Source organism: Nocardiopsis mwathae (assembly GCF_014201195.1).
GTDB lineage: Bacteria > Actinomycetota > Actinomycetes > Streptosporangiales > Streptosporangiaceae > Nocardiopsis_C > Nocardiopsis_C mwathae.
In genome coordinates, this window is record NZ_JACHDS010000001.1 from 4,015,134 (window position 1) to 4,036,222 (window position 21,089).

Genomic DNA, 21,089 nt, shown 5'->3' on the forward strand with positions numbered 1-21,089 from the left:
GCGGGTCGGCTCGGCCGGAGTTCAGCGCGCGGCCCCGTAGGTCATGTGCAGGATCGGGTACGGGCGCCCGGCGTCGTCGAGTCCGCTGCGGTCGACGACGGCGAAGCCCCTGCTCTCGTAGAAGCCCACGGCCTGCGTGTTCTGTTCGTTGACGTCGACCTGGCGGGCACCGTTCGCCAGGGCGTCGGCGAGGAGCGCCGAACCGACGCCCCGCCCGCGGAGCTCGGCCCCGACGAACAGCATCTCGATCTTGCCGTCGGCGACGCCCACGAACCCGCCGGCGCCGCCGTCGACCTCCGCGACCCGAAGGGCCACGTTCGGGAAGTACGACGGGATGAGCCGCGCCTCGATGGCGTCGCGGTCGCGCGGGTCGAGGAAGTCATGGGTCGCATCGACCGCACTGCGCCAGATCGCCGCGAGGCTCGCGTACTCCGAGCTCCCTGCGCACTCTCGGATGGTCACGGCGCCGCCCGGTGCGTCCCCGGCCAAGTCGAAATCCCCTCGTCGTCACCGGGCGCGCCGCCGCGCGCCGCGCCCCGCCACGGAGCCGTGGCACCGTCCGGGCCGGACGGCCCGGTGTTCACACGTTGAAGCGGAACTCCACGACGTCGCCGTCGGCCATCACGTAGTCCTTGCCTTCCATGCGCACCTTGCCGGCTGCCTTGGCCGCCTGCATGGTGCCGGCCTCGACGAGGTCGTCGTAGGAGACGACCTCGGCCTTGATGAAGCCGCGCTGGAAGTCGGTGTGGATGACGCCGGCCGCCTCCGGGGCGGTCGCGCCCTTCCTGATGGTCCAGGCGCGGGCCTCCTTCGGCCCGGCGGTGAGGTAGGTCTGCAGGCCGAGGGTGTCGAAGCCGACGCGGGCCAGCCAGGCCAGGCCGGACTCCTGCTGCCCCATCTCGGCCAGCATCTCCGCGGCCTCGTCCTCCTCCAGCTCGGCGAGCTCGGACTCGATCTTGGCGTCGAGGAAGATCGCCTCGGCGGGGGCGACGAGCTCGGAGAGCTTGGCGCGCAGCCCGTCGTCGGCCAGCTCATCGGAGTCCAGGTTGAACACGTAGATGAACGGCTTGGTGGTCATGAGGTTGAGCTCGCGGATGAGCGCCAGGTCGACCCCGGCGGCCGGGCCGCCGGTGTAGAGCCGCTCGCCGTTGTCGAGGACCTCCTGCGCGGACTTGGCGGCCTCAAGCTTGAGCTGGGCGTCCTTGTCCTTGGCGTTGCGCTTGGCGTCCTTCTCCAGCCTCGGCAGCGCCTTCTCCAGGGTCTGCAGGTCGGCGAGGATCAGCTCGGTGTCGATGGTCGCGATGTCGCGGGCGGCGTCGATGGCGCCGTCGACGTGGGTCACGTCGGGGTCGTTGAACTCCCGGATGACCTGGCAGATCGCGTCGGTCTCGCGGATATTGGCGAGGAACTGGTTGCCCAGCCCCTCCCCCTCCGAGGCGCCGCGGACGATGCCGGCGATGTCGACGAAGTCGACGGTCGCCGGGAGGACCTTCGCGGACCCGTAGATCTCGGCCAGCTTGTCCAGCCGCGGGTCGGGCACCCCCACCACACCGACGTTGGGCTCGATGGTGGCGAACGGGTAGTTCGCCGCCAGAGCATCGTTCTTGGTTAGCGCGTTGAACAGCGTGGACTTACCGACGTTCGGCAGGCCGACGATCCCAATTGACAGACTCACAGCACCCGAGTCTATGCGCGCCGACGCGCCGAACCGCCCGGCCGGACGCGCGGGGGTCCGCCGAGGCGACGCTTCGGTGACACGCGGGTCTCGACTTGGGTGAAACGGCCTGCGGCCGTGAGGATTCTCGGAGTACGTTCGTGTTCGGCCAGCCGACGCGGGGGCGACGACGGGGAACCTCGCGGCGCGGACACGGCGGCACCGGGGGCCGGAGCGGGCACGTGGGGGCACGGGGCCGTCCGGTGGCGGGACCGTCGGCGCGGCACCGACGCACGCGGGTGCCCCGCACGGCTCACAACGCCATACAGGTCACAGGTCACAGGTCACATGGGGGGATATCAGTGCTACCTGGTCAGATGCGTGCCTTCGTGCGCCGCCACCCGGCCGTGCGCCATGCCACGCGGCAGATCCGGGTCCGGCTGCCGCAGAGCCTCGGGGGGCTCGACCCGGCGCGGCTGCCGCCGAAGACCCGCCGGTTCGACCTCGCGCTGCCGCGCCGGGAGGGGGCGGGGGCCTTCCCGGTCGGCCCCGACCGGCTGAGCATCGAGGCGCCGGGCGACTCTTGGATCCCCCGCTGCCTGGACCTGACCGGTCTGGCCGGGTACGACCGCGAGGCGCTGGCCTGCTTCCTGGCGGTCCTGGAGCACGCGCGGCCGGGCTCGGTGCTCGATGTCGGCGCGAACATGGGGCTGTACGCGGCGCTCGCGGCCGCGCGTACCCGGCGCCGGGTCTACGCGTTCGAGCCCGCTCCCGACACCGCCGCGACCGCACGGGCGGTGGCCGCCGCCAACGGCCTGGGGATCGAGGTCGTGGAGCTGGCCGCGAGCAACCACGGCGGCACCGGCCACCTGCACCTGTCGATGGCCAGCGACGCGTCGAACTCACTGGTCCCGGGCTTCCGCCCGGCACTGGGCCGGATCGAGGTGGAGGTCGACACCCTCTCCCACTGGCGCGAGCGCGCCGGGACCGCGCCCGCCGTGATCAAGATCGACACCGAGGGCAACGAACCGGACGTGATCGCCGGCGCCCTGGAGATCCTGCGCCGGTTCCGCCCGTTCGTGTTCTGCGCGGTGCTGCCCGACCAGGGCATCGAGGAGCGGCTGATGGCGCTGCTGGAGCCGGTCGACTACCAGTGGTACCGGCTGGTCGGGGCGCCGCCGTATCCGCCACGCCCCGCCATCGGCGGCATCGTCCCCGGGGTCGAGCAGACCATGTGGATGTTCGCGCCCGCGCCGGTACCGGACCGGGTGTGGGCGACCGCCCTGGAATGGCACGCGGCGATCGGCGCCTGCCGGTGAGTCCCTGGGCCGCCACCCCGGTCACTCTGGGCACATACCCGATGACTCTGTTGCGAGATGACGCCCTGTAACGTCGGCTGCGGCCATCTCGAAGTTGGAGGCACGATGAGTGAGACCGTCGTTCGACGGCGACGCGGTCAGGGCAGTGCACGGCGCAACGAGATCATCGCGGCGGCGATGGAGGAGTTCGCCGCGGGCGGCTACAAGGGCACGTCCCTGGCCACGGTCGCCGATCGCGTCGGACTGACCCAGCAGGGGCTGCTGCACTACTTCCCGAGCAAGGAGGCCCTGCTCGTCGCGGTGCTGGAGAGACGCGACGAGATGGACGCCGCGGCGGGCGACAGCCCGCGCGACCTGACGGACTTCGCCGAGGCCGTGAGCCGCAGCAGCGACCGGCGCGAACTCGTCCAGATGCACACGGTGCTCAGCGCGGAGGGCGTGACCGGGCACCACCCCGCACACGACTACTTCCATGCGCGCTACCGCGGGCTCCGGGACCGCACCACGGAGCTGCTGCGCGCGCGACACGGCGACACGCTACCCGGAGGGCTGGCCCCCGAGGACGCCGCGACCCTGGTCATCGCCGCCATGGACGGCCTGCGGCTGCAGTGGCTCTATGAGCCGGACGCGGTACACATGCCCGGCCTGATCAAAATGTTGGCCGACGTCCTGACCTCTCCCGCGCGTGGCGGGAACCCCGCAGACGCCCGGGATTGAGACCATAGGCCGCTATGGACGGCCTGAGTGTGATTCCGGTGTTACTGGTGGGCATCGCGATCGGCGTTGCGGTGGGGTGGTTACTCGCCCGTGACCGCACCGCCGATGCGCGGGCCCGGGCGCACGCGGCCGAGGAGCGCGCCGCCTATATCGAGGAGCAGCTCGGCGACCGCTTCCGCGCCCTGTCCGCACAAGCCCTCGACGCCACCAACCAGCGGTTCCTGGAGCTGGCCGAGGGGCGCATGCGGGCGGTCGGCCTGGAGGCCGGGCACGACATGGAGCAGCGGCGCCAGGCCGTGGAGCGGCTCGTCGCCCCACTGAAGGAGACCCTGGCGCGGGTCGAGGGGCAGCTGCGGGAGGTCGACGCGGGGCGCCGCGCCGCCCACGCCGAGCTCGCCAAGCAGGTCGACTATGTGCGCGAGGGGTCGGAGCGGCTGCGCGACCAGACCCAGGCACTGGTCACCGCGCTGCGCCGACCCGAGGCACGGGGCAGGTGGGGCGAGTTGCAGCTGCGGCGCGTCGCCGAGCTGGCGGGGATGAGCGCCTACTGCGACTTCGAGGAGCAGGCGAGCGCGGCGGACGACACCGCCGAGCGGGTGCGCCGCCCGGACATGGTGGTGCGCCTGGCCGGCGGCAAGAACATCGTCGTGGACTCCAAGGTGTCGCTGGCCGCCTACCTGGAGGCCGTGGAGACCGATGACGCCGACGTTCGGGCCGACCGGTTGGCGGCGCATGCCCGGCACCTGCGCACCCACGTGGACCAGCTGGCCGGCAAGTCCTATTGGAACGCGTTCGGTCCGGCGCCGGAGTTCACGGTGCTGTTCATCCCGGGTGAGGCGTTCCTGGCACCCGCGCTGGAGCACGACCCGGCGCTGCTGGAGTACGCGATGGCGCGCAAGGTGCACATCGCGACGCCGACGACGCTCATCTCGCTGCTGCGCACCGCCCAGTACGCCTGGCAGCAGGAGGCGCTGAGCGAGAACGCGCGGGCCGTGTTCGAGCTGGGCAAGCAGTTGCACGCGCGGCTGGCGACGCTCGGCGGGCACGTGGACGGGCTGGGCCGCCAGCTGTCGCGGACGGTCGCCGCCTACAACCAGACCGTGGGCTCCTTGGAGAGCCGGGTGCTGGTGACGGCGCGCCGGTTCGGGGAGCTGGGGCTGGTGGACGGCGAGTTGGAGCGCCCCGAGGGGGTGCGGGACCAGGCGCGGCCGCTCACCGCTCCGGAGCTGACCGACGAAGTGGACCGGGCCGGGGACACCGGGGAGGACACCGGGGTGCCCGGCGTGGGGGACGGCGCCGATCCGCGGGTCGAGCTGTTCGGGGCGGCGTTCGAGGAAGATGGAGACACGGCGCCCCAAGAGGAACCCAACTCCTCACCTCGGGTGACACAATAATTACTGTGAGTTATATAGGGAGCGTAAGGGCGATGGTGACGCGTAACACGGAGACCCCGGAGGACCCCCGTCCTCCGTTCTTCGTCGACGAGCCGTCCCGACGCCGCCGACCGTCCGACCGCCGACCCCCGGGTGGCGCCGGCGCCTCGGCCACACGCACGCTCCGTTCGGAGGCCGGAGCCGCCGCCCCGCCGGCGAAGGGGCGCAGATCCGGCGGGGGCACGGCACGCCCCCACCCCGCGCAGCCCGGCCGCGCGGGGGTCCGCCTCACCGCGCGCGGCGGCATCCTCGGCATCGTGGTCCTCAGCTTCGCCTCGGCGATGATCGCCCCGCTGGTCGGTATGCCGGGCATCAACGGGGGCGCGTTCGTGGCCGCGTGCGTCGTCGCCGCCCTGCTGGTCCGCCCCACCGACCTGCTTTCCCTCTCGGTCAGCCCACCGCTGGCCTACTTCACCGCGATCCTGGCCGCCGAGGCCGTCCTCACCCTGGGCGAGGACGGCTTCGCGCGCGGCGTGGCGATCGGCATCGCCACCCGGCTCGCCGACATCGCCCCCTGGCTCTTCCTCGGCACCGCCCTCGTTCTGATCATCGCGCTCTTCCGCGGGCTGCCCGCCAACGTCCGCGACCTCGGCGACGAACTCAACGGCCGCAAGGAACGCGCCGCCCGCCGCGCCGAACGCCACCCCGAAGCCGAGTAGCCCGCACCGCCGCGCCCCTGCGTTGATCTCGGAGATATCGGGGCGAAAATCGCCGCTGAGACCCCGATATCTCCGAGATCAACGCAGGGAACGGGTCAGAAGGGCGTGGAGTGGTCGTTGCCGCCGTTGTTCTGCGGGGTGTTCTCCTCCAGGGCGACGGCGAGCTTGGCGCGGGCACCCTCCAGCCACTGCTCGCAGGTCCTGGCGAGCTGTTCGCCGCGCTCCCACAGGGCCAGCGACTCCTTGAGCGTGAGGCCGCCGGACTCCAGGCGCCGCACGACGCCGTCCAGCTCCTCGCGGGCCTCCTCGTAGCTCAGCTCCGGTTCGGCGGGCGGCGCCGTGTCGGTCTCGGCTCCGTCGCCGGTCGTGCTCTGGGCCTCGTCGGCCATGGGGTCCCCCTCAGTCATCGGTGGTCGGGTGGTCGTCGGCCGAAGCGGGGCCGTCGGCCGTCGCGGTCAGGCTGTCCTCGGCGAAGCGCAGCCGCAGCGCCTCCCCCGCCTCGACCTCCGCGGCCGAGCGGACCACGGCTCCGTCGGACTTCTGCACGATGGCGAAGCCACGGGCCAGGGTGGTCGCCGGGGACAGCGCGTGCAGGCGGGCGCGGGTGTGGGCGAGGTCGTCGGCGGCGCGGTCGACGGAGATCGTGACGCAGCGCCGCGCCCGGTCGCGCAGGCCGGCGACCTGCTCGGTGAGCCGGTCCATCTCACGCAGCGGGCTGGCCAGCACCGGGCGCGAGCGCATCTGGGCCAGCCATGCCTCCTCGCGGGCGATGCCGCCCTCGATCACCCGGCGGCCCCGGTCGCGCAGCTGGTGGATCAGGCGCAGCTGCTCCCCCACGTCCGGCACGACCTTCTTGGCGGCGTCGGTGGGTGTGGAGGCGCGGAGGTCGGCGACGTAGTCGAGGAGCGGGGCGTCCTGTTCGTGCCCGATCGCGCTGACGACCGGGGTGCGGGTGGCCGACACCGCGCGCACCAGCGCCTCGTCGGAGAACGGCAGCAGGTCCTCCAGGGAGCCGCCGCCGCGGGCGATGATGACCACGTCGACATCCGGGTGCGCGTCGAGCTCCTTGAGCGCGTCGAGCACCTCGCCGACCGCCCGGTCGCCCTGCACGGCGACCTCGCGCACCTCGAACCGGACCGCCGGCCAGCGGCGGCGGCCGTTCTCCAGGACGTCGCGCTCGGCCGCGGAGTCGCGCCCGCAGATCACGCCGACGGTCCCGGGCAGGAACGGCAGCGGGCGCTTGCGGGCCTCGGAGAAGAGGCCCTCTGCGGCCAGCGTTGCGCGCAGCTGCTCCAGCCGGGCCAGCAGCTCGCCCAGGCCCACGTGCCGGATCTCCAGGGCGAGCAGCGAGAACGTGCCGCGGGCGACGTAGAAGTCGGGCTTGGCATGGACGACCACGCGCGCCCCGGCCTGCGGCGCCGGGGCCGCGGCCTCCAGCACCCGGATGGGGCACACCACGCGCGCCGAGACGTTGGCGACGGGGTCGCGCAGGGTGATGAACGCCGTGCCGCCGCGCCGGTTCAGCTCGGCGATCTGGCCCTCGACCCAGATCCTCCCCAGCCGGCCGATCCAGCCGCCGATGGCCTGCATGACGACCCGGACCGGCTGCGGGGACTCCGGGGAGCTGTCCATACCCATGGCCATGAGCGTAGAGGAGCGGGGCGACGTTTCCGGCCAGGTAGCGGCGCGCGGTGGACGGTCACCCGTCGATCTCGGGGGTCATCGACCGAACACCGCGGGATATTCGGTCGATAACCCCCGAGATCGACGGGAGGGGGCGGGTGTCAGTCGTTCCAGGCCGCGCGCACCTGGTCGAGGACCGCGGCCGCCTGGGCGCGTCCGGCGCGGGCCGCCGGGGCGCGGCGGGCGGGGTCGAGGGGGTTGGCGCCGATCGCCTCGCGGGCCGCGGCGTCGGGGACGACGAGCGCGGTACGCGGCGCCCCGGGGAGGTCGGCCAGCTGTTCGGAGGGCGAGGGGACCGGGCCGGCGCCGGCGTCGATCGGTGCGAGGACGACCACGCGGTCGCAGCCCGCGGCCACGTCGACGTTGGCGGCGGAGCCGACGCCGCCGTCGATGAACAGGCGGCCGCCGATGACCGCCGGGGGCCACACCCCGGGCACGGCGCAGGACGCCAGCACGGCGTCGAGGAGGGGAACCCCGCTGTCGCGGCCGAACGCCTCACGGCGGCCCGAGCGCGCGTCCACGGCGGTGACGCGAAGGTCGCGCTCGGGCCAGTCGTGGGAGGGGAGGCGCGCGGCGATCACGGCGCGGCGCTCGGTCAGGGAGGCGGTCGACGAGGCGTGCGCCAGGCGGCCGATGCGGGCGCGCGCCCGCGCCGGGTCGCGCTCGCGGAGGAACGCCCACACCATGCGGGCCAGCGCGCGGCGCGGCAGGCGGGCGGCGACCTCGCCGTTGGGGGCGGCGAGCTGGCGGGTGAACAGGGTCTCCAGGGCGACGCCGGAGGTGATCTGCGCACCGACGACCGAACCCGCGGACGTTCCCACGATCAGGTCGGCATCGGTGAGGTCGACCCCGGCCTCGCACAGCCCGGAGAGGATCCCCAGCTCCCACCCGATCCCGGTGAGCCCTCCGCCGCCCAGTACCAGTGCCCTGCGCATGCGCTCCGCCCTTCCCGCCGAGTCGTCCCCGGCCAGGATAGGGCCACGGCGTGTGGCCGGAGGGAAGCCCCTCCCCTACGCTTCCGTTGCCTTACCGGGAAGTCATTCGATGCTCGTCGAACTGCCTTGCCGCCGGTCACGCCCCCGGACAGCATGGGCGCATCCCGGCCCGCCGGGACCGCGACCACCCCCAAGAGCAGGGAAAACACCATGCAGAGAACCACCTTTACGTTGCGCGGAATCGGAACGACCGCAGTCGGGGCCGTCATGGGGGCCGCCATGGCGGGGACGCTGCTGGCAGCGCCGGCCCAGGCCGCGACCGCACCCGCGTCGGTGTCCGCGCAGTCCTGCGCCGGCTACCTGCAGAAGCCGTACAAGGTGTCGGGCTCCAAGCACATCATGGCGTTGGCCGAGGCCCGTGGGTGCGGAAGCCGGATGCAGTACGAGGTCTTCCTGCAGCGTTCCCGCTGGTACGGCTGGCAGAAGATGGACACCCGGCGATGGACGGGCGACGGCAGCCGCACGCTCTCCAGCGCGTGCGACGGCACGCACGACTGGCGGCTGTTCATGAACGTCACCGAGCCCGGCGGCCAGCTCGGCAGCAGGGCGGGGACGAGTGCCCGCCTCACCTGCTAGGGCGTGTTCGGCGGATGCTTTCCTCCTGAGCGAGCGGCCGTCCGGGGCGGCGCTCGCAAGCCGCTGCACGACGTCGATCCAGGTCGGCTTTGCGAGTGGAGCGGCGCAGCGAGCGCCGTTCCGGTGGCCGCGAGCCGGAAATGATCCGTCGAACACGCCCTAGCGGCACGCGGATCCCCTTCGGGGCCATCGGCCGCTCCCCACGCGCGGCCGATGGCCCCGTTTCCTGCCGTTCCCACGGGCACCCTCCATCGCCGATACATCTGAATTCCCACCCGTTCCGCGTCATTGCATTCGAGAAATTGCATCGGCCTTACCCTGGCTCGGACATTCGGACTGAACCGAAAGACATTGCCGATTGCCATTCACACGACGAATGATGTGAGGCACACCCGAATTCGTCGGGCAAGTGACCTTGGAGGCAATCGTGTCGAGGTTGACCATTGCATCGAGAAGGATCGCGATCGCCGTCGCGGGCAGTGCCATGGGCGCGGTCATGGCGGCATCCCTGATGACGGCCCCCGCACAGGCCGCACCGACGGCCGCGGAGCGTGCCGAAACCGCAGGCCAGGAGGGCGCCGCCCAGCAGTGCCGCGAAGTCCTGGGGATTCCCTATAAGGCCAGTCGGACTCGGGTGTCGGCGCCGGCGAGGACCGATTTCTGCGCTGGCTGGCACATCTATGTCGAGCTGCAGCGTTCGCGGTGGTCGGGGTGGCAGACGATGGACTCGCGGTCATGGCGGGGGGACGCTCTGCACACACTGACCACCACCTGCTCCGGCACCCATAACTATCGACTGCGGATGACCAAGCGGCCGCCCTCCGGGGCCACGCAGGTGAGGACAGGCCGCGAAGTGCGGCTTTCCTGCCCCGGCTGAGCGGGATATCAAAGGGTCTGACAATGACGGAGGCCTTCGACCGCTGTACGGAGTGGTCGAAGGCCTCCGGGTGTCCCGTGCCCCGGGTGCGGCGGGCGGGGGAAGCCGTTCCGGGGGTAGCCGGGGCTACTCGCCGGTCTTCTGGAGCTTGGCGATGCGGTTGTCGTACATCTTCACGAACTCCGGGCGCTCGGCGTTGGCGATCTCGTAGGCGCGGAGGTCGCGGACCTGGTCGATGGTGAGTTTGCGCAGGCGGGCGCGGATGGAGGGCAGGGTGAGGCCGTCATAGCCCGGCACCGGCAGCTCTTCTGCGGCGGGTGCGGACTGCTTGCGGACCTTCTCCAGCACCTCGTCGCCGGCGACCTGGGTGATGGCCTCCGCCCCGGCGATCTCCTCGGCGACGGCGGCTTTCTCCTCGGGGGCCACGAGCGGGGGCTCGTCCGCGGGGGTGTCCTCGGCGGGCTTCTCCGCGGGCTCGGCGGCGGCCGCGGGCGCCGAGGCCTCGGACCGGGTGTCCGGGGCGGGCTCCGGCTCGACGGGAGCGGTCGGCTCGGCCGGGGCGGCCGCACCGGCGGCTGCGGCCTTCTCGGCCTTCTCGGCCGTCTCCGCGGTCTCGGTGGTCGGGGTCGCGTCGGTCTTCTCCGCGGGCTGCTCGGCCGGCTCCCGCTGCTGCACCGGGATGGTGGCCGACGCCGGGGCCGGGGCTTCGGTCTTCTGCCCGAAGACCCCCTTGACCAGGGTCATCACCTTGCTGACGATGGACGGCTTAGGCATGGGACTGGGGGCTCCTGACAATCTCGGTGGGGTGAAACTCGGCGGCGCACACGCACTGGGGATCGCCCGCCGGGTCGCCCCGGCGGAGTGGCTGCGGACCGCTGGCACGGGGCTGGCGGAACGCCGCCCGGTGCTGCTCGGTGCCGCCTTCATGCTGCTGGACACTGCTGTCGGATGATGACGCGAATTCAACCCAGAATAGGGGAGTAAGGGTCGCCTGCCACGCCTCGTTTGTGAATGGTTCGAGCTGGTCGCGACGGAAACGAGCACGGACTGTTATCACGCATTCATCAAATCGGACCGGTCGGGGCGCCCGTGTCGCCCGAGCTCCCGCGGGTGCGTCTGATCACAGCCGCACCCCTTACGGCCCATGGGCCGTAGGATGGAGCCCATGACTGCGACGAATCGCCGCCGTGTCCTGCTCGCCAAGCCCCGCGGTTACTGCGCCGGGGTGGACCGCGCTGTCGTCACGGTCGAGAAAGCCCTTGAGCAGTACGGGGCCCCGATCTACGTGCGCAAGCAGATCGTGCACAACACGCACGTCGTGCGCACGCTGGAGGAGCGCGGGGCCATCTTCGTCGAGGAGACCGAAGAGGTGCCCGAGGGCGCCATCGTGGTCTTCTCCGCCCACGGCGTCTCGCCGATGGTGCACGAGGAGGCCGCGCGTCGGCAGCTCAAGACCATCGACGCCACCTGCCCCCTGGTCACGAAGGTGCACAAGGAGGCGCAGCGCTTCGCCAAGGAGGACCGCGACATCATCCTGATCGGCCACGCCGGTCACGAGGAGGTCGAGGGCACCAGCGGCGAGGCCCCGGACCACATCCAGCTCGTGGAGAGCCCGGACGAGGTCGACAAGGTCGAGGTGCGCGACCCGGACAACGTCTCCTGGCTGTCCCAGACCACGCTGTCGGTCGACGAGACCAACCAGACCGTCGACGCGCTGCGCAGGAAGTTCCCGAACCTGCTCGACCCGCCGAGCGACGACATCTGCTACGCCACCTCCAACCGCCAGGACGCGGTCAAGGTGATGGCGCCGGAGTGCGAGCTGGTCATCGTGGTCGGCTCGGACAACTCCTCCAACTCGGTGCGGCTGGTCGAGGTCGCCCTGGACGGCGGGGCCGACGCCGCCTACCTGATCGACAACGCCTCGCTGATGGACGACTCCTGGCTGGAGGGCGTCACCACCGTCGGTGTCACCAGCGGCGCGTCGGTGCCCGACATCCTGGTCCAGGACCTGCTGCGCAAGCTCGCCGAGCACGGCTTCGGCGACGTGCGGGAGATCGAGACCGCCGAGGAGCGGCTGACGTTCTCGCTGCCCAAGGAGCTCCGCCGCGACCTGCGCGCCGAGGAGCCGGCCTCCTCGTAGCCGCCGTTCGGCCGTCATCCGCGCGTCGGCCCCGCCCCGGAAGGTTCCGGGGCGGGGCCGACGCGCGTCCGCGCCTGCTTCCGTCTCCGTCGGTCTCGGCGACGTGCGCCGGAAGGCGGCGCGCATCCGGTGCGCTCCACCGAGACCGACGGGGGTGGGGCGGGGCGGGTCAGGTCTGGGGGTCCAGCGAGTCGGCCAGGGTCTCCAGCTCGTCGAAGCTCGCGCTGCCGGCGACGATGACGGTCGCACCCTCCTCGCGCTTGACCAGGGCGCGGCGGGGCTTCTCGTCGGGGTCCGCCTCGCGCTCGAACCGCTCCCAGCTCTCGCCGCCGACCTCGCTGGAGCCGTTCGGCTCGCCCTGCCGGGTGGTCTCGGCGATGAAGTCGTCGGGGTCCGCGTCGCTCATGGCCAGCTCGGCGTGGCGGTCGCCGGGGGTGGCGAAGCCGAGGGACCAGCTCACCGGCCCGTCGGTGTCCAGGTTGGTGCTGGTGGCCACCCACCCGTCGGGCAGGCTCTCGCCCGGGACGTAGGTGGTGTAGGCGGCGGTGTCGCGGAGCTCGGCGGCGTCGAGGCGGTAGTCGACGCTGGGGATGTGCTCCTCCCGCCGCCCCGCGACCACGAGCGCCATGACGAGCAGGATGCCGACGATGATGCCCATCGCGATGACGAGGGACCCGAAGGTCGAGTTGGCGCGGTCGTAACTACTCATGATGTCTTCAAGCTTGCCGCACCTGTCCGGGTCACTCGTCCCGGGGTGCGGTTCTCCGCTCGGCGACGTGCCGCGGCTCCAGCCGGGACAGCAGGGCGGTGATGTCGTCGGCGAGGCGGCGCGCGTCGGCGTCGTCGCGGCGGATCACCTCGGCGACGGCGACGAGCATGGCGCCGCTGACGACCATGAGGAGTGCTTCGTCGACGGGTTCGTCGGCCTTGCGGAACAGGGCGACGTTGCGGTCGGTCCACTCGCGCAGGCGGGTGCGGAGCTGGGAGTCGAAGCCGGGCGGCCCGTCGCCGCTGAAGAAGAGGAGTGTGGTCTCCCTCTCTTCGATGCACCCTTCCAGGTACGCGCGGGCGGCGGCGTACATGAGCCGGGTGGGGTCGGTCTCGCCCGCGGCGCGGGCGTCGCCGACCGCCCGGTGGGTGCGGTCCTGCTGGCGCTGCTGGAACTCCTCGTACAGCGCCATGTAGAGGTCGGCCTTGCCGCTGAAGTGGTGGTACAGGCTTCCGACGCTCGCCCCGGCCTCGGCGACGACCTCGCTCACCCCGGCTTTGGCGAAACCCACCGTGCGGAACACGTGGGCCGCGGCGCTGAGGAGGGCGCTGCGGGTGGCCGCTCCGCGATGCGAGACCCGCACCGGCTTGTGCACCTTTTCAACAGTCAAGTCCGAATACCGTCCCGTCCCGTTCCCGACAGCGTGCCGACGGCCCGCCTTGGGATGAGGTTACGCCAGTTGATTACGCTTGTTCCAAGCCGCCGCCCTCGGCGGGGGAACGTTGTACCCGCCAGCGCACGTGTCGTGAGCTGGGCGTTGAGAGCCGTACTGAGAGGCTGCCGAAGATGACTGATCCCACCGCACCCGCGTCGTCCGCGCCGGAGGCGCCCGACCGCAACCTGGCACTGGAGCTGGTGCGGGTGACCGAAGCCGCCGCCCTGGCCGCGGGCCGTTGGGTCGGCAAGGGGGACAAGATCGGGGCCGACGGGGTGGCCGTGCGCGGTATGCGCCACCTGATCAGCACCGTGTCGATGGCCGGGACGGTGGTCATCGGCGAGGGCGAGAAGGACAACGCCCCGATGCTGTACAACGGCGAGCGCGTCGGCGACGGTCAGGGGCCCGAGTGCGACGTGGCGGTCGACCCGATCGACGGCACCCGCCTGACGGCGATGGGCATGCCGAACGCGATCGCGGTCATCGCGGTCGCGCCGCGCGGGTCCATGTTCGACCCGTCCGCGGTGTTCTACATGGACAAGCTGGCGGCCGGTCCGGCCGCGGCGGGCGTGGTGGACATCACCGCGCCGGTCGGCGACAACATCCGGGCGGTCGCGCGCGCCAAGGGCGGCACCCCGGCCGACGTGACGGTCGTCATCCTGGACCGGCCACGGCACAAGTCGCTGGTGCGCGAGGTGCGCGAGGCCGGGGCGCGGATCAAGTTCATCACCGACGGCGACGTGGCCGGCGCGATCATGGCGGCTCGCGAGGGCACCGGTGTGGACCTGCTGCTGGGGATCGGCGGTACGCCGGAGGGCATCATCACGGCGTGCGCGATGAAGTGCCTGGGCGGTGTGATCCAAGGCCGGTTGTGGCCACAGGACGAGGACGAGCGCCGCAAGGCGATGGACGCGGGGCACGACCTGGACCGCGTGCTGACCACCGACGACCTGGTGTCCTCGGAGGACGTGTTCTTCGCGGCGACCGGTATCACCGACGGCGAGCTGGTCGAGGGCGTGCGCTACCTGCCCGGAGGCGCGATCACGGACTCCCTGGTGATGCGCGGGCGCAGCGGCACGGTCCGCCAGATCCGGAGCCGGCACCGCATCGACAAGCTCGCGACGTACTCCGGCGTGGACTTCGAGTCGGCCCGCTGAGGGCGGTCCGCGACCTCCGGTAGGGGCGGGGACCAGGGCAATTCCTGACGTCCCGGATTGGTACGGTCTACATCGACCAAGCTTGTCCCTCCGGAGGTTCGATGTCCTACCCTGACCCGCCCAACCAGCCGTCGTGGGTGCCTCCCGGTCCGCCGACCGGGGGGCAGCCCGTCGGACAGCCCGGATATCCGATGGGCATGGGGGCGCCGCAGCCGCCGCAGTACGCCGCACCGCGGAAGAACCGGATCTGGATGGTCCCGGTCGCCGCGGGCCTGGGTGTGGCGCTGATGGCGTCCACGGTGTGGGCGGCCAACTCGGTCGTGGGCGACTGGTTCGGGGGGCCGCAGCCGGAGTCGGTGCTGCCGGCGTCGTCCATCGCCTTCGCCAAGCTCGACATGAAGCCGTCGGGCGGCCAGCTGGCGAACTACGCGCAGCTGGTGAACAAGCTGCCCGACGAGGTCAAGGACGAGATCGACCCGGCCACCGCCACCAACCCGGCGCGGGACATCGTCGAGAAGGAGTTCGAGTACCTCGACTACGAGCACGACGTCGAGCCTTGGCTCGGCAAGCGCTTCGGGTTCGCGATGTGGGAGAGCGACGCCGAGGCCGCCCAGATCTCCCGGGACGGCACGACGGCGGCGTTCGCCCTGGCCGTGACCGACGAGGATGCCGCGCGGAAGGCACTGCAGAAGGTCGAGGCCAAGGAGGGCATGGCCTTCGAGTTCCGGAACGACTTCGCCATCATCGCGCCGAACGGCGCCGCGATCAGCGACTTGGACCAGCAGGTCGCGACCGGGGGAACGCTGGACGGTCAGGCGGACTTCTCCTCCGACATGGCCGGCATCGGCGGCGACACGCTGGCGACCGCCTGGATGGACTTCGGCGAGCTGAGCAGGCTGGAGTCGCGGCCGAGCTCCCGCGGGGGCTTCGGCAGCGGCCGGTCCGGCAACCCGTTCCAGGAGCTGACCGGCGGTGAGGACGTCGAGGGCCGCGTCGCGCTGTCGCTGAAGCTGGAGAGCGACTACGTCGAGCTGCGCGGCGACATGTTCGGTGTCAAGAGCGGCGACTCCCTGGAGGGCTTCGAGGCGCCCGAGCCGGGGTTGGAGGCGATGTCGTCCCTCCCGAACGACACCGTGATGGCGGTGGGCGGCAGCGGGCTGGACAGCCTGATGGAGCAGGTCTGGAAGGAGAACCCGGACGAGTTCGGCGAGTTCGAGGACGCGCTCCAGGAGGAGGGAGCCTCGCTCCCCGAAGGCTTCACCCAGCTGCTGGGGTCGAAGTCCGCGTTCGGTATCACCGATGTCCAGGGGTCGTTCGACGAGGTCTTCGACAGCGACTTCTCCTTCCAGTTCCGGGCGACCGGCGCCGACGGCGACCTGTTGGAAAGCCTGGCCGAGCAGCTGTCCGCGGGCACCTACGGCCCGACGCCGGGGGTGAACGAGGACGGCGACGCGGTGGTCGTCTCCTCCGGTGCGATGGGCACCGGCAAGCTCGGCGACGACGCGGTCTTCACGAAGGTCATGGAGGGGACCGAGGACTCCCACGTCGGCTTCTACTTCGACCTGCGCCAGCTGTCGAGCAGCGGCGACATGTCCCAGCCCGAGCAGTGGGGTGCCTTCGGGGCCGCGATGAACTTCGACGGCTCCAGTGGCACCGTCCTGGCCCGGTGGGCACCGTCGGCAGACGCGTAGCGATACGACGCGGCGGGCGGCACCCCTTCGTGGGGGTGCCGCCCTTTTCGTATCCGCGGGGTGGTTTTCGCGCCGTTCTTACTTCTCCACTTTCTCCACATTGGTGACTTTGCACGCCAAACGCCTCATTGCACCACACACAGAGCTATTACTGGCAAGAACCTTTACGGTTTTGAGTGATTTATGTACAGTTCTAGTTTCAACCTTTCGGGTGGGCTGGAACTCACTCCCGAAAGGTCGTCCTCCAGCCCGGACGGCCGTGCGGCGTCGCGCACCGCACGGCACCCCCGCTCGTCCAAACTGAGGAGAAACCACCCCATGACGCTGGGACGACCGATCCGAACCGCCGCCCTGCTGGCCGGCATCCCGCTCGCGGCGGCCCTCCTGACCGCCGCGCCCGCCGGCGCCCACGGCTCCATGGGCGAACCGATCAGCCGCGTCGCCGCCTGCTACCAGGAAGGACCGGAGAACCCGCAGTCCGACGTGTGCAAGCGGCTCGTCGAGCAGAACGGCACCCAGCCGCTCTACGACTGGCACGAGGTCAACATCGCCAACGCCGACGGCCGGCACCGCGAGATCATCCCCGACGGACAGCTGTGCAGCGCCGGCCGCGCCAAGTACTCCGCCCTGGACACCCCCGGCGCGTGGCACACCACCACCCTGCCGACCAGCGGAACCCACACCTTCGCCTACACCGCCGCCGTCCCCCACCGGGGCTACTTCGAGCTCTACGTCACCAAGGACGGCTGGGACCAGAGTAAGAGGCCGGGCTGGGGCGACCTGGAACCCGAGCCGTTCCTGCGGGTGGACCGGCCGCGGGTGCGGAACGGCATGTACCACCTCACCGGCGAACTGCCGCAGGGCAAGAGCGGCCAGCACCTGATCTACGCGATCTGGCAGCGCACCGACAGCCCCGAGGCGTTCTACAGCTGCTCCGACGTCGACTTCGGCGGAACCGGCGCGAGCGCCGCCGCGTTCGAGGCGACCGAGGAGGACTACGGTGACGCCGCCGAGCACGCGGCGCACGGCGGCCACGGCGCCGACGCGAACGCCGAGGCCGGTGCGGACGACGGGGGCGACGCAGCTCTCGTGTCCGCCTCGGAGGGGTCGGCCGCCGACGCCGGCGCTTCCGCTCCTGACACCGGGCACGGCACCCACGCAGCCCACGCAGCAGCGGCGGGCCCGTCGGACGGCTCGGTGGTGACCGGCCTGTTCCTGACGGCGTTCGCCGTGATGGCCGCGGCCGCCGCCTACCTGGGCGTCCGCCGCAGGCGCGGCACCACCGGGGAGCACCGGGCCCGGTGACGGCCCCGGGTCGGCCGTCCGCGTCCGGGCGGCGGGCGGCCGACCCGGCTAACGTGTCGGTGTGAACGACACACTGCCCCCGGAACGGCTGCGCGCCTCCCACGCCGATCGGGAGCGCGTCTTCGACGTGCTGCGCGGTGCCGTCGAGGACGGGCGGCTGGACATCTCCGAGTTCGAGGAGCGCGCCGAGCGCGTCTACCGGGCACGGACGCTGGGCGAACTGCCCGCGATCACCCGCGATCTCCTCCCCGCCGACCAGCAGCCGATCCAGCCCGGGGCCGGGCCGGTGACCGCGTTCTTCGGCGATGTCCGGCGGTCGGGCCGGTGGGTGCTGCGCGCCGAGGAGTACGTGGTGGCCATCGGCGGCACCGCCGATGTGGACCTGTGCGAGGCGCTGATGATGCGCGGCCGCGCCCGGGTGAACGCCTTCAGCCTGTTCGGCCGGGTGCGCATCCGCGTACCCGAGGGGATGGACGTGCGGATGGGCGGCCGCTCCTTCCTCGGGCGGCGCACGAGCTCGGCCGACCTGCCGGAGGAGGCCGATGCCCCGGTACTGGAGGTCGCGGGGTTTAACCTGCTGGGGTCGGTGCGCGTGTACGCGCCGCGGCGGAGGAGGCGGCGATCGTGGCTGTCGCGCCTTCGCCGCCGCCCGCGGCTCCGTTGATCTCGGAGATATCGGGGAAAAAACCGCCCGTGAGACCCCGATATCTCCGAGATCGACGGAGGGGCGTGGGGTGGCGCCCGGTGTAGTTGAAGAATCACCGAGTGCGGAGTAAGTGAACTGTCGCCTCGCGGGCATCCCCGCCCGCGTGGGCGACTGGCCTACCCCGCCGCCTGGACTGGTCACCCTCTCGCCGTGCCCCGCGCGCGTTCCTGTAGTGACCTGCACAGATCATTTTCAGGAAAGTCTCTTTCCTTTTAGTTGAAGCCGTGCCTACCATCCACTCACCCCCACCACGCGGTGCGCACCGTCTGGAACTCCCCCGGTGGGTCCCGGGGCGGGCAGTCCCCGCTCCGGCCCCCGCTCCCACAGGAGGACTGCCATGTCCGGACGACGCACGACCGCGGCGCTGGCCGTGATCGGCGGATTCACCCTGCTCCTCAGCATGCTGACGACGGCCACCGCCAACGCCCACGGCAGCATGCAGGACCCCGTGAGCCGCGTCTACAACTGCCGCTTGGAAGGACCGGAGAACCCCAGGTCCGACGCCTGCCGCGACGCCATCCGCCGCGGCGGCACCCAGCCGGTCTACGACTGGCACGAGGTCAACATCCCCAACGCCGCCGGGCGGCACCGCGAGATCATCCCCGACGGGCGGCTGTGCAGCGCCGGCCGCGCCAAGTACGCGGCGTTCGACGCGCCCCGCACCGACTGGGTGGCCACCACCCTGCCCTCGGGCGGCACACGGGCGCTGACCTTCCACGCCACCGCCCCGCACCGCGGGACCTACTACTTCTACCTGACCCGCGACGGCTACTCCCCCACCCAGCCGCTGAAGTGGTCCGACCTGGAGTCCGCGCCGCTGACATCCGTGACCGACCCGCGGACCGTCAACGGACGGTGGAGCACCACCGTGCGGTTGCCGCAGAAGACCGGGCGGCACATGCTGTACGTGATCTGGCAGCGCTCGGACAGCCCCGAAGCGTTCTACTCCTGCTCCGACGTCGACTTCCGCTGAGTCGACGGCGTCGCCCGGCTGAGGCACCACGCTCGGGCCCCGAACGCGGCCCCGGGCCGGCCCGCACCGGCCCGGGGCCGTCCGTGTGCCCGGCACGGCGGCGAACGTGACTCCGACCACGTTCGACGAGGTCGTGGGCGTGTGGGACGGGGTACGGGAAACCTGGGGGCGGGGTATCTGGCAGTCTTAGGCACAGGTTTCCCTGGAGGTGTCTTTCAGCAATGAGTGAATACCGCATCGAGCACGACTCGATGGGCGAGGTCAAGGTCCCCGCCGACGCGAAGTGGCGCGCGCAGACGCAGCGCGCGGTCGAGAACTTCCCGATCTCGGGGCAGGGCCTGCAGAGCGCGCACATCGCCGCCCTGGGCCACATCAAGGCGGCGGCGGCCAAGGTCAACGCCGAGCTCGGGGTCATCCCGGACCACCTCGCCAAGGCGATCCGCGAGTCCGCGCTGGAGGTCGCCGAGGGCAAGTGGGACGACCACTTCCCGATCGACGTGTTCCAGACGGGCTCGGGCACGTCCAGCAACATGAACACCAACGAGGTCGTGGCCACGCTGGCCAGCGCGCGCCTCGGCGAGGACGTGCATCCCAACGACCACGTCAACGCCTCGCAGTCGTCCAACGACGTGTTCCCGTCGTCGATCCACATCGCGGCGACCTCGGCCGTGGTCAACGAGCTGGTCCCGGCGCTGCGCCACCTCGAAGGCGAGTTCACCCGCAAGTCGGTGGAGTTCGCGACCGTGGTGAAGAGCGGCCGCACCCACCTGATGGACGCCACCCCGGTCACCCTGGGCCAGGAGTTCGCCGGGTTCGCGGCGCAGGTCCGCTACGGCATCGAGCGCCTGCAGGCGTCGCTGCCGCGCGTCGCCGAGCTGCCGCTGGGCGGCACCGCCGTCGGCACCGGCATCAACACCCCCGAGGGCTTCTCCCCCCGGGTCATCGCCGAGATCGCGACCACCACCGGACTGCCGCTGACCGAGGCCCGCGACCACTTCGAGGCGCAGGGCGCCCGCGACGGCCTGGTCGAGCTGTCCGGGCAGCTGCGGACGATCGCGGTGAGCTACGCCAAGATCGCCAACGACATCCGCTGGATGGGCTCCGGCCCGCGCACCGGGCTCCAGGAGATCTACCTGCCCGACCTGCAGCCCGGCTCCTCGATCATGCCCGGCAAGGTCAACCCGGTGCTGTGCGAGGCGATGCTGCAGGTGTCCTCGCAGGTCGTCGGCAACGACGCGGCGGTGGCCTTCGGCGGCTCCACCGGCAACTTCGAGCTCAACGTGCAGCTGCCGATGATCGCCCGCAACGTGCTGGAGTCGATCCGCCTTCTGGCCAACGTCTCGCGGATCTTCGCCGACCGCTGCGTGGCCGGGATCGAGGCCAACGAGGAGCGCTGCCGCGAGTACGCCGAGTCCTCCCCGTCGATCGTCACGCCGCTCAACCGCTACATCGGCTACGAGGAGGCCGCGAAGGTCGCCAAGCAGGCCCTGGCCGAGCGCAAGACGATCCGTGAGGTCGTCGTCGAGCGCGGCTACATCGCCGACGGCAAGCTCACCGAGGCCCAGCTGGACGCGGCCCTCGACGTGCTGAAGATGACGAACTCCAGCGCTTCCTAGAGGCTTTCCCGGAGGTTACGGGGTGGCCCCGCCCGTCGTGCGGGGCACGACCGGCTGTCCGCAGGGCCGGTGGATCGGGACGTCCCGGTCCACCGGCCCTGTGCCGTTCTCCGGGTCGTACGCGCGGCCCGCGTCCTTGGCCGATTCACGCCAATCCGCGGCAA

Annotated in this window: 22 protein-coding genes; 13 read left to right on the forward strand and 9 right to left on the reverse strand. The window is 71.6% G+C overall.

All coding sequences use genetic code 11. From position 1 onward, the window contains the following. Positions 1-21: 21 nt before the first annotated feature. Both HNR23_RS17410 and ychF read right to left on the reverse strand, forming a co-directional pair. Positions 22-489 carry a GNAT family N-acetyltransferase gene (locus HNR23_RS17410; RefSeq protein WP_184076803.1) on the reverse strand — a complete coding sequence of 156 codons (468 nt, stop codon included), beginning with the start codon at positions 487-489 and terminating at the stop codon, positions 22-24. 91 nt (positions 490-580) lie between these two features. Next, positions 581-1,675 carry a redox-regulated ATPase YchF gene (gene ychF, locus HNR23_RS17415; RefSeq protein WP_184076806.1) on the reverse strand — a complete coding sequence of 365 codons (1,095 nt, stop codon included), beginning with the start codon at positions 1,673-1,675 and terminating at the stop codon, positions 581-583. A gap of 356 nt (positions 1,676-2,031) precedes the next feature. On the opposite strand from ychF, the gene HNR23_RS17420 reads away from it, so the two are divergent. From HNR23_RS17420 to HNR23_RS17435, 4 genes are all read left to right on the forward strand, one after another. Next, positions 2,032-2,973 (forward strand): FkbM family methyltransferase, encoded by a 942-nt coding sequence (locus tag HNR23_RS17420; RefSeq protein WP_184076808.1) that lies wholly within the window; start codon positions 2,032-2,034, stop codon positions 2,971-2,973. Positions 2,974-3,078: 105 nt separating this feature from the next. After that, positions 3,079-3,690: a TetR/AcrR family transcriptional regulator gene (locus tag HNR23_RS17425; RefSeq protein ID WP_184076810.1), complete on the forward strand. Its 612-nt coding sequence runs from the start codon at positions 3,079-3,081 to the stop codon at positions 3,688-3,690. Between the two features lie 14 nt (positions 3,691-3,704). Beyond that, positions 3,705-5,084, forward strand: coding sequence for a DNA recombination protein RmuC (locus tag HNR23_RS17430; protein WP_184076812.1), 1,380 nt, complete (start codon positions 3,705-3,707; stop codon positions 5,082-5,084). Between the two features lie 32 nt (positions 5,085-5,116). Then, positions 5,117-5,782, forward strand: coding sequence for a DUF6542 domain-containing protein (locus HNR23_RS17435; protein ID WP_184076814.1), 666 nt, complete (start codon positions 5,117-5,119; stop codon positions 5,780-5,782). 95 nt (positions 5,783-5,877) lie between these two features. Here the strand turns inward: HNR23_RS17435 and HNR23_RS17440 are convergent, their stop codons facing one another. The 3 genes from HNR23_RS17440 to HNR23_RS17450 all read right to left on the reverse strand — a co-directional run bounded on the left by HNR23_RS17440 (position 5,878) and on the right by HNR23_RS17450 (position 8,400). After that, positions 5,878-6,171 (reverse strand): exodeoxyribonuclease VII small subunit, encoded by a 294-nt coding sequence (locus HNR23_RS17440; RefSeq protein WP_184080505.1) that lies wholly within the window; start codon positions 6,169-6,171, stop codon positions 5,878-5,880. A 10-nt stretch (positions 6,172-6,181) separates the two neighbouring features. Then, positions 6,182-7,420, reverse strand: a complete 1,239-nt coding sequence (gene xseA / locus HNR23_RS17445; protein WP_184076816.1) for an exodeoxyribonuclease VII large subunit — start codon at positions 7,418-7,420, stop codon at positions 6,182-6,184. Positions 7,421-7,566: 146 nt separating this feature from the next. Further along, positions 7,567-8,400 (reverse strand): patatin-like phospholipase family protein, encoded by an 834-nt coding sequence (locus tag HNR23_RS17450; RefSeq protein WP_184076818.1) that lies wholly within the window; start codon positions 8,398-8,400, stop codon positions 7,567-7,569. Between the two features lie 210 nt (positions 8,401-8,610). Between HNR23_RS17450 and HNR23_RS17455 the strand changes: the two genes are divergently transcribed. Next, the gene (locus HNR23_RS17455; RefSeq protein ID WP_184076820.1) at positions 8,611-9,036 is read left to right on the forward strand and encodes a hypothetical protein; all 426 of its coding nucleotides are present in this window, start codon (positions 8,611-8,613) and stop codon (positions 9,034-9,036) included. A gap of 285 nt (positions 9,037-9,321) precedes the next feature. Here HNR23_RS17455 and HNR23_RS17460 read toward each other — a convergent pair whose 3' ends face one another. Beyond that, positions 9,322-9,534 (reverse strand): hypothetical protein, encoded by a 213-nt coding sequence (locus HNR23_RS17460; protein WP_184076823.1) that lies wholly within the window; start codon positions 9,532-9,534, stop codon positions 9,322-9,324. Between the two features lie 505 nt (positions 9,535-10,039). Beyond that, the gene (locus tag HNR23_RS17465; RefSeq protein WP_184076825.1) at positions 10,040-10,687 is read right to left on the reverse strand and encodes a hypothetical protein; all 648 of its coding nucleotides are present in this window, start codon (positions 10,685-10,687) and stop codon (positions 10,040-10,042) included. Positions 10,688-10,718: 31 nt separating this feature from the next. On the opposite strand from HNR23_RS17465, the gene HNR23_RS17470 reads away from it, so the two are divergent. Both HNR23_RS17470 and HNR23_RS17475 read left to right on the forward strand, forming a co-directional pair. Then, the gene (locus HNR23_RS17470) at positions 10,719-10,865 is read left to right on the forward strand and encodes a hypothetical protein (RefSeq protein WP_184076827.1); all 147 of its coding nucleotides are present in this window, start codon (positions 10,719-10,721) and stop codon (positions 10,863-10,865) included. A 213-nt stretch (positions 10,866-11,078) separates the two neighbouring features. After that, on the forward strand, positions 11,079-12,053 hold the full coding sequence (locus HNR23_RS17475) for a 4-hydroxy-3-methylbut-2-enyl diphosphate reductase (protein WP_184076829.1): 975 nt from the start codon (positions 11,079-11,081) through the stop codon (positions 12,051-12,053). A 169-nt stretch (positions 12,054-12,222) separates the two neighbouring features. On the opposite strand, the gene HNR23_RS17480 is transcribed toward HNR23_RS17475, so the two are convergent. Further along, on the reverse strand, positions 12,223-12,762 hold the full coding sequence (locus tag HNR23_RS17480) for a DUF4245 domain-containing protein (protein WP_184076831.1): 540 nt from the start codon (positions 12,760-12,762) through the stop codon (positions 12,223-12,225). A 31-nt stretch (positions 12,763-12,793) separates the two neighbouring features. Continuing rightward, positions 12,794-13,432: a TetR/AcrR family transcriptional regulator gene (locus HNR23_RS17485; RefSeq protein ID WP_184076833.1), complete on the reverse strand. Its 639-nt coding sequence runs from the start codon at positions 13,430-13,432 to the stop codon at positions 12,794-12,796. A 176-nt stretch (positions 13,433-13,608) separates the two neighbouring features. Here HNR23_RS17485 and glpX point away from each other — a divergent pair, with 176 nt between their 5' ends. The 6 genes from glpX to HNR23_RS17515 all read left to right on the forward strand — a co-directional run bounded on the left by glpX (position 13,609) and on the right by HNR23_RS17515 (position 20,925). Beyond that, positions 13,609-14,634, forward strand: coding sequence for a class II fructose-bisphosphatase (glpX, locus tag HNR23_RS17490; protein WP_184076835.1), 1,026 nt, complete (start codon positions 13,609-13,611; stop codon positions 14,632-14,634). A gap of 101 nt (positions 14,635-14,735) precedes the next feature. Next, positions 14,736-16,325 (forward strand): DUF3352 domain-containing protein, encoded by a 1,590-nt coding sequence (locus HNR23_RS17495; protein WP_184076837.1) that lies wholly within the window; start codon positions 14,736-14,738, stop codon positions 16,323-16,325. 318 nt (positions 16,326-16,643) lie between these two features. After that, a complete protein-coding gene (locus HNR23_RS17500) occupies positions 16,644-17,630 on the forward strand; it encodes a lytic polysaccharide monooxygenase auxiliary activity family 9 protein (RefSeq protein WP_184076839.1) in 987 nt (328 codons plus the stop codon). A 61-nt stretch (positions 17,631-17,691) separates the two neighbouring features. Continuing rightward, positions 17,692-18,294, forward strand: coding sequence for a DUF1707 domain-containing protein (locus tag HNR23_RS17505; protein WP_184076841.1), 603 nt, complete (start codon positions 17,692-17,694; stop codon positions 18,292-18,294). Between the two features lie 379 nt (positions 18,295-18,673). Then, positions 18,674-19,309 (forward strand): lytic polysaccharide monooxygenase auxiliary activity family 9 protein, encoded by a 636-nt coding sequence (locus HNR23_RS17510; RefSeq protein WP_184076843.1) that lies wholly within the window; start codon positions 18,674-18,676, stop codon positions 19,307-19,309. 221 nt (positions 19,310-19,530) lie between these two features. Beyond that, entirely contained in the window at positions 19,531-20,925 is a 1,395-nt protein-coding gene (locus HNR23_RS17515; protein WP_184076845.1) for a class II fumarate hydratase, read from the forward strand. Positions 20,926-21,089: the final 164 nt, after the last annotated feature.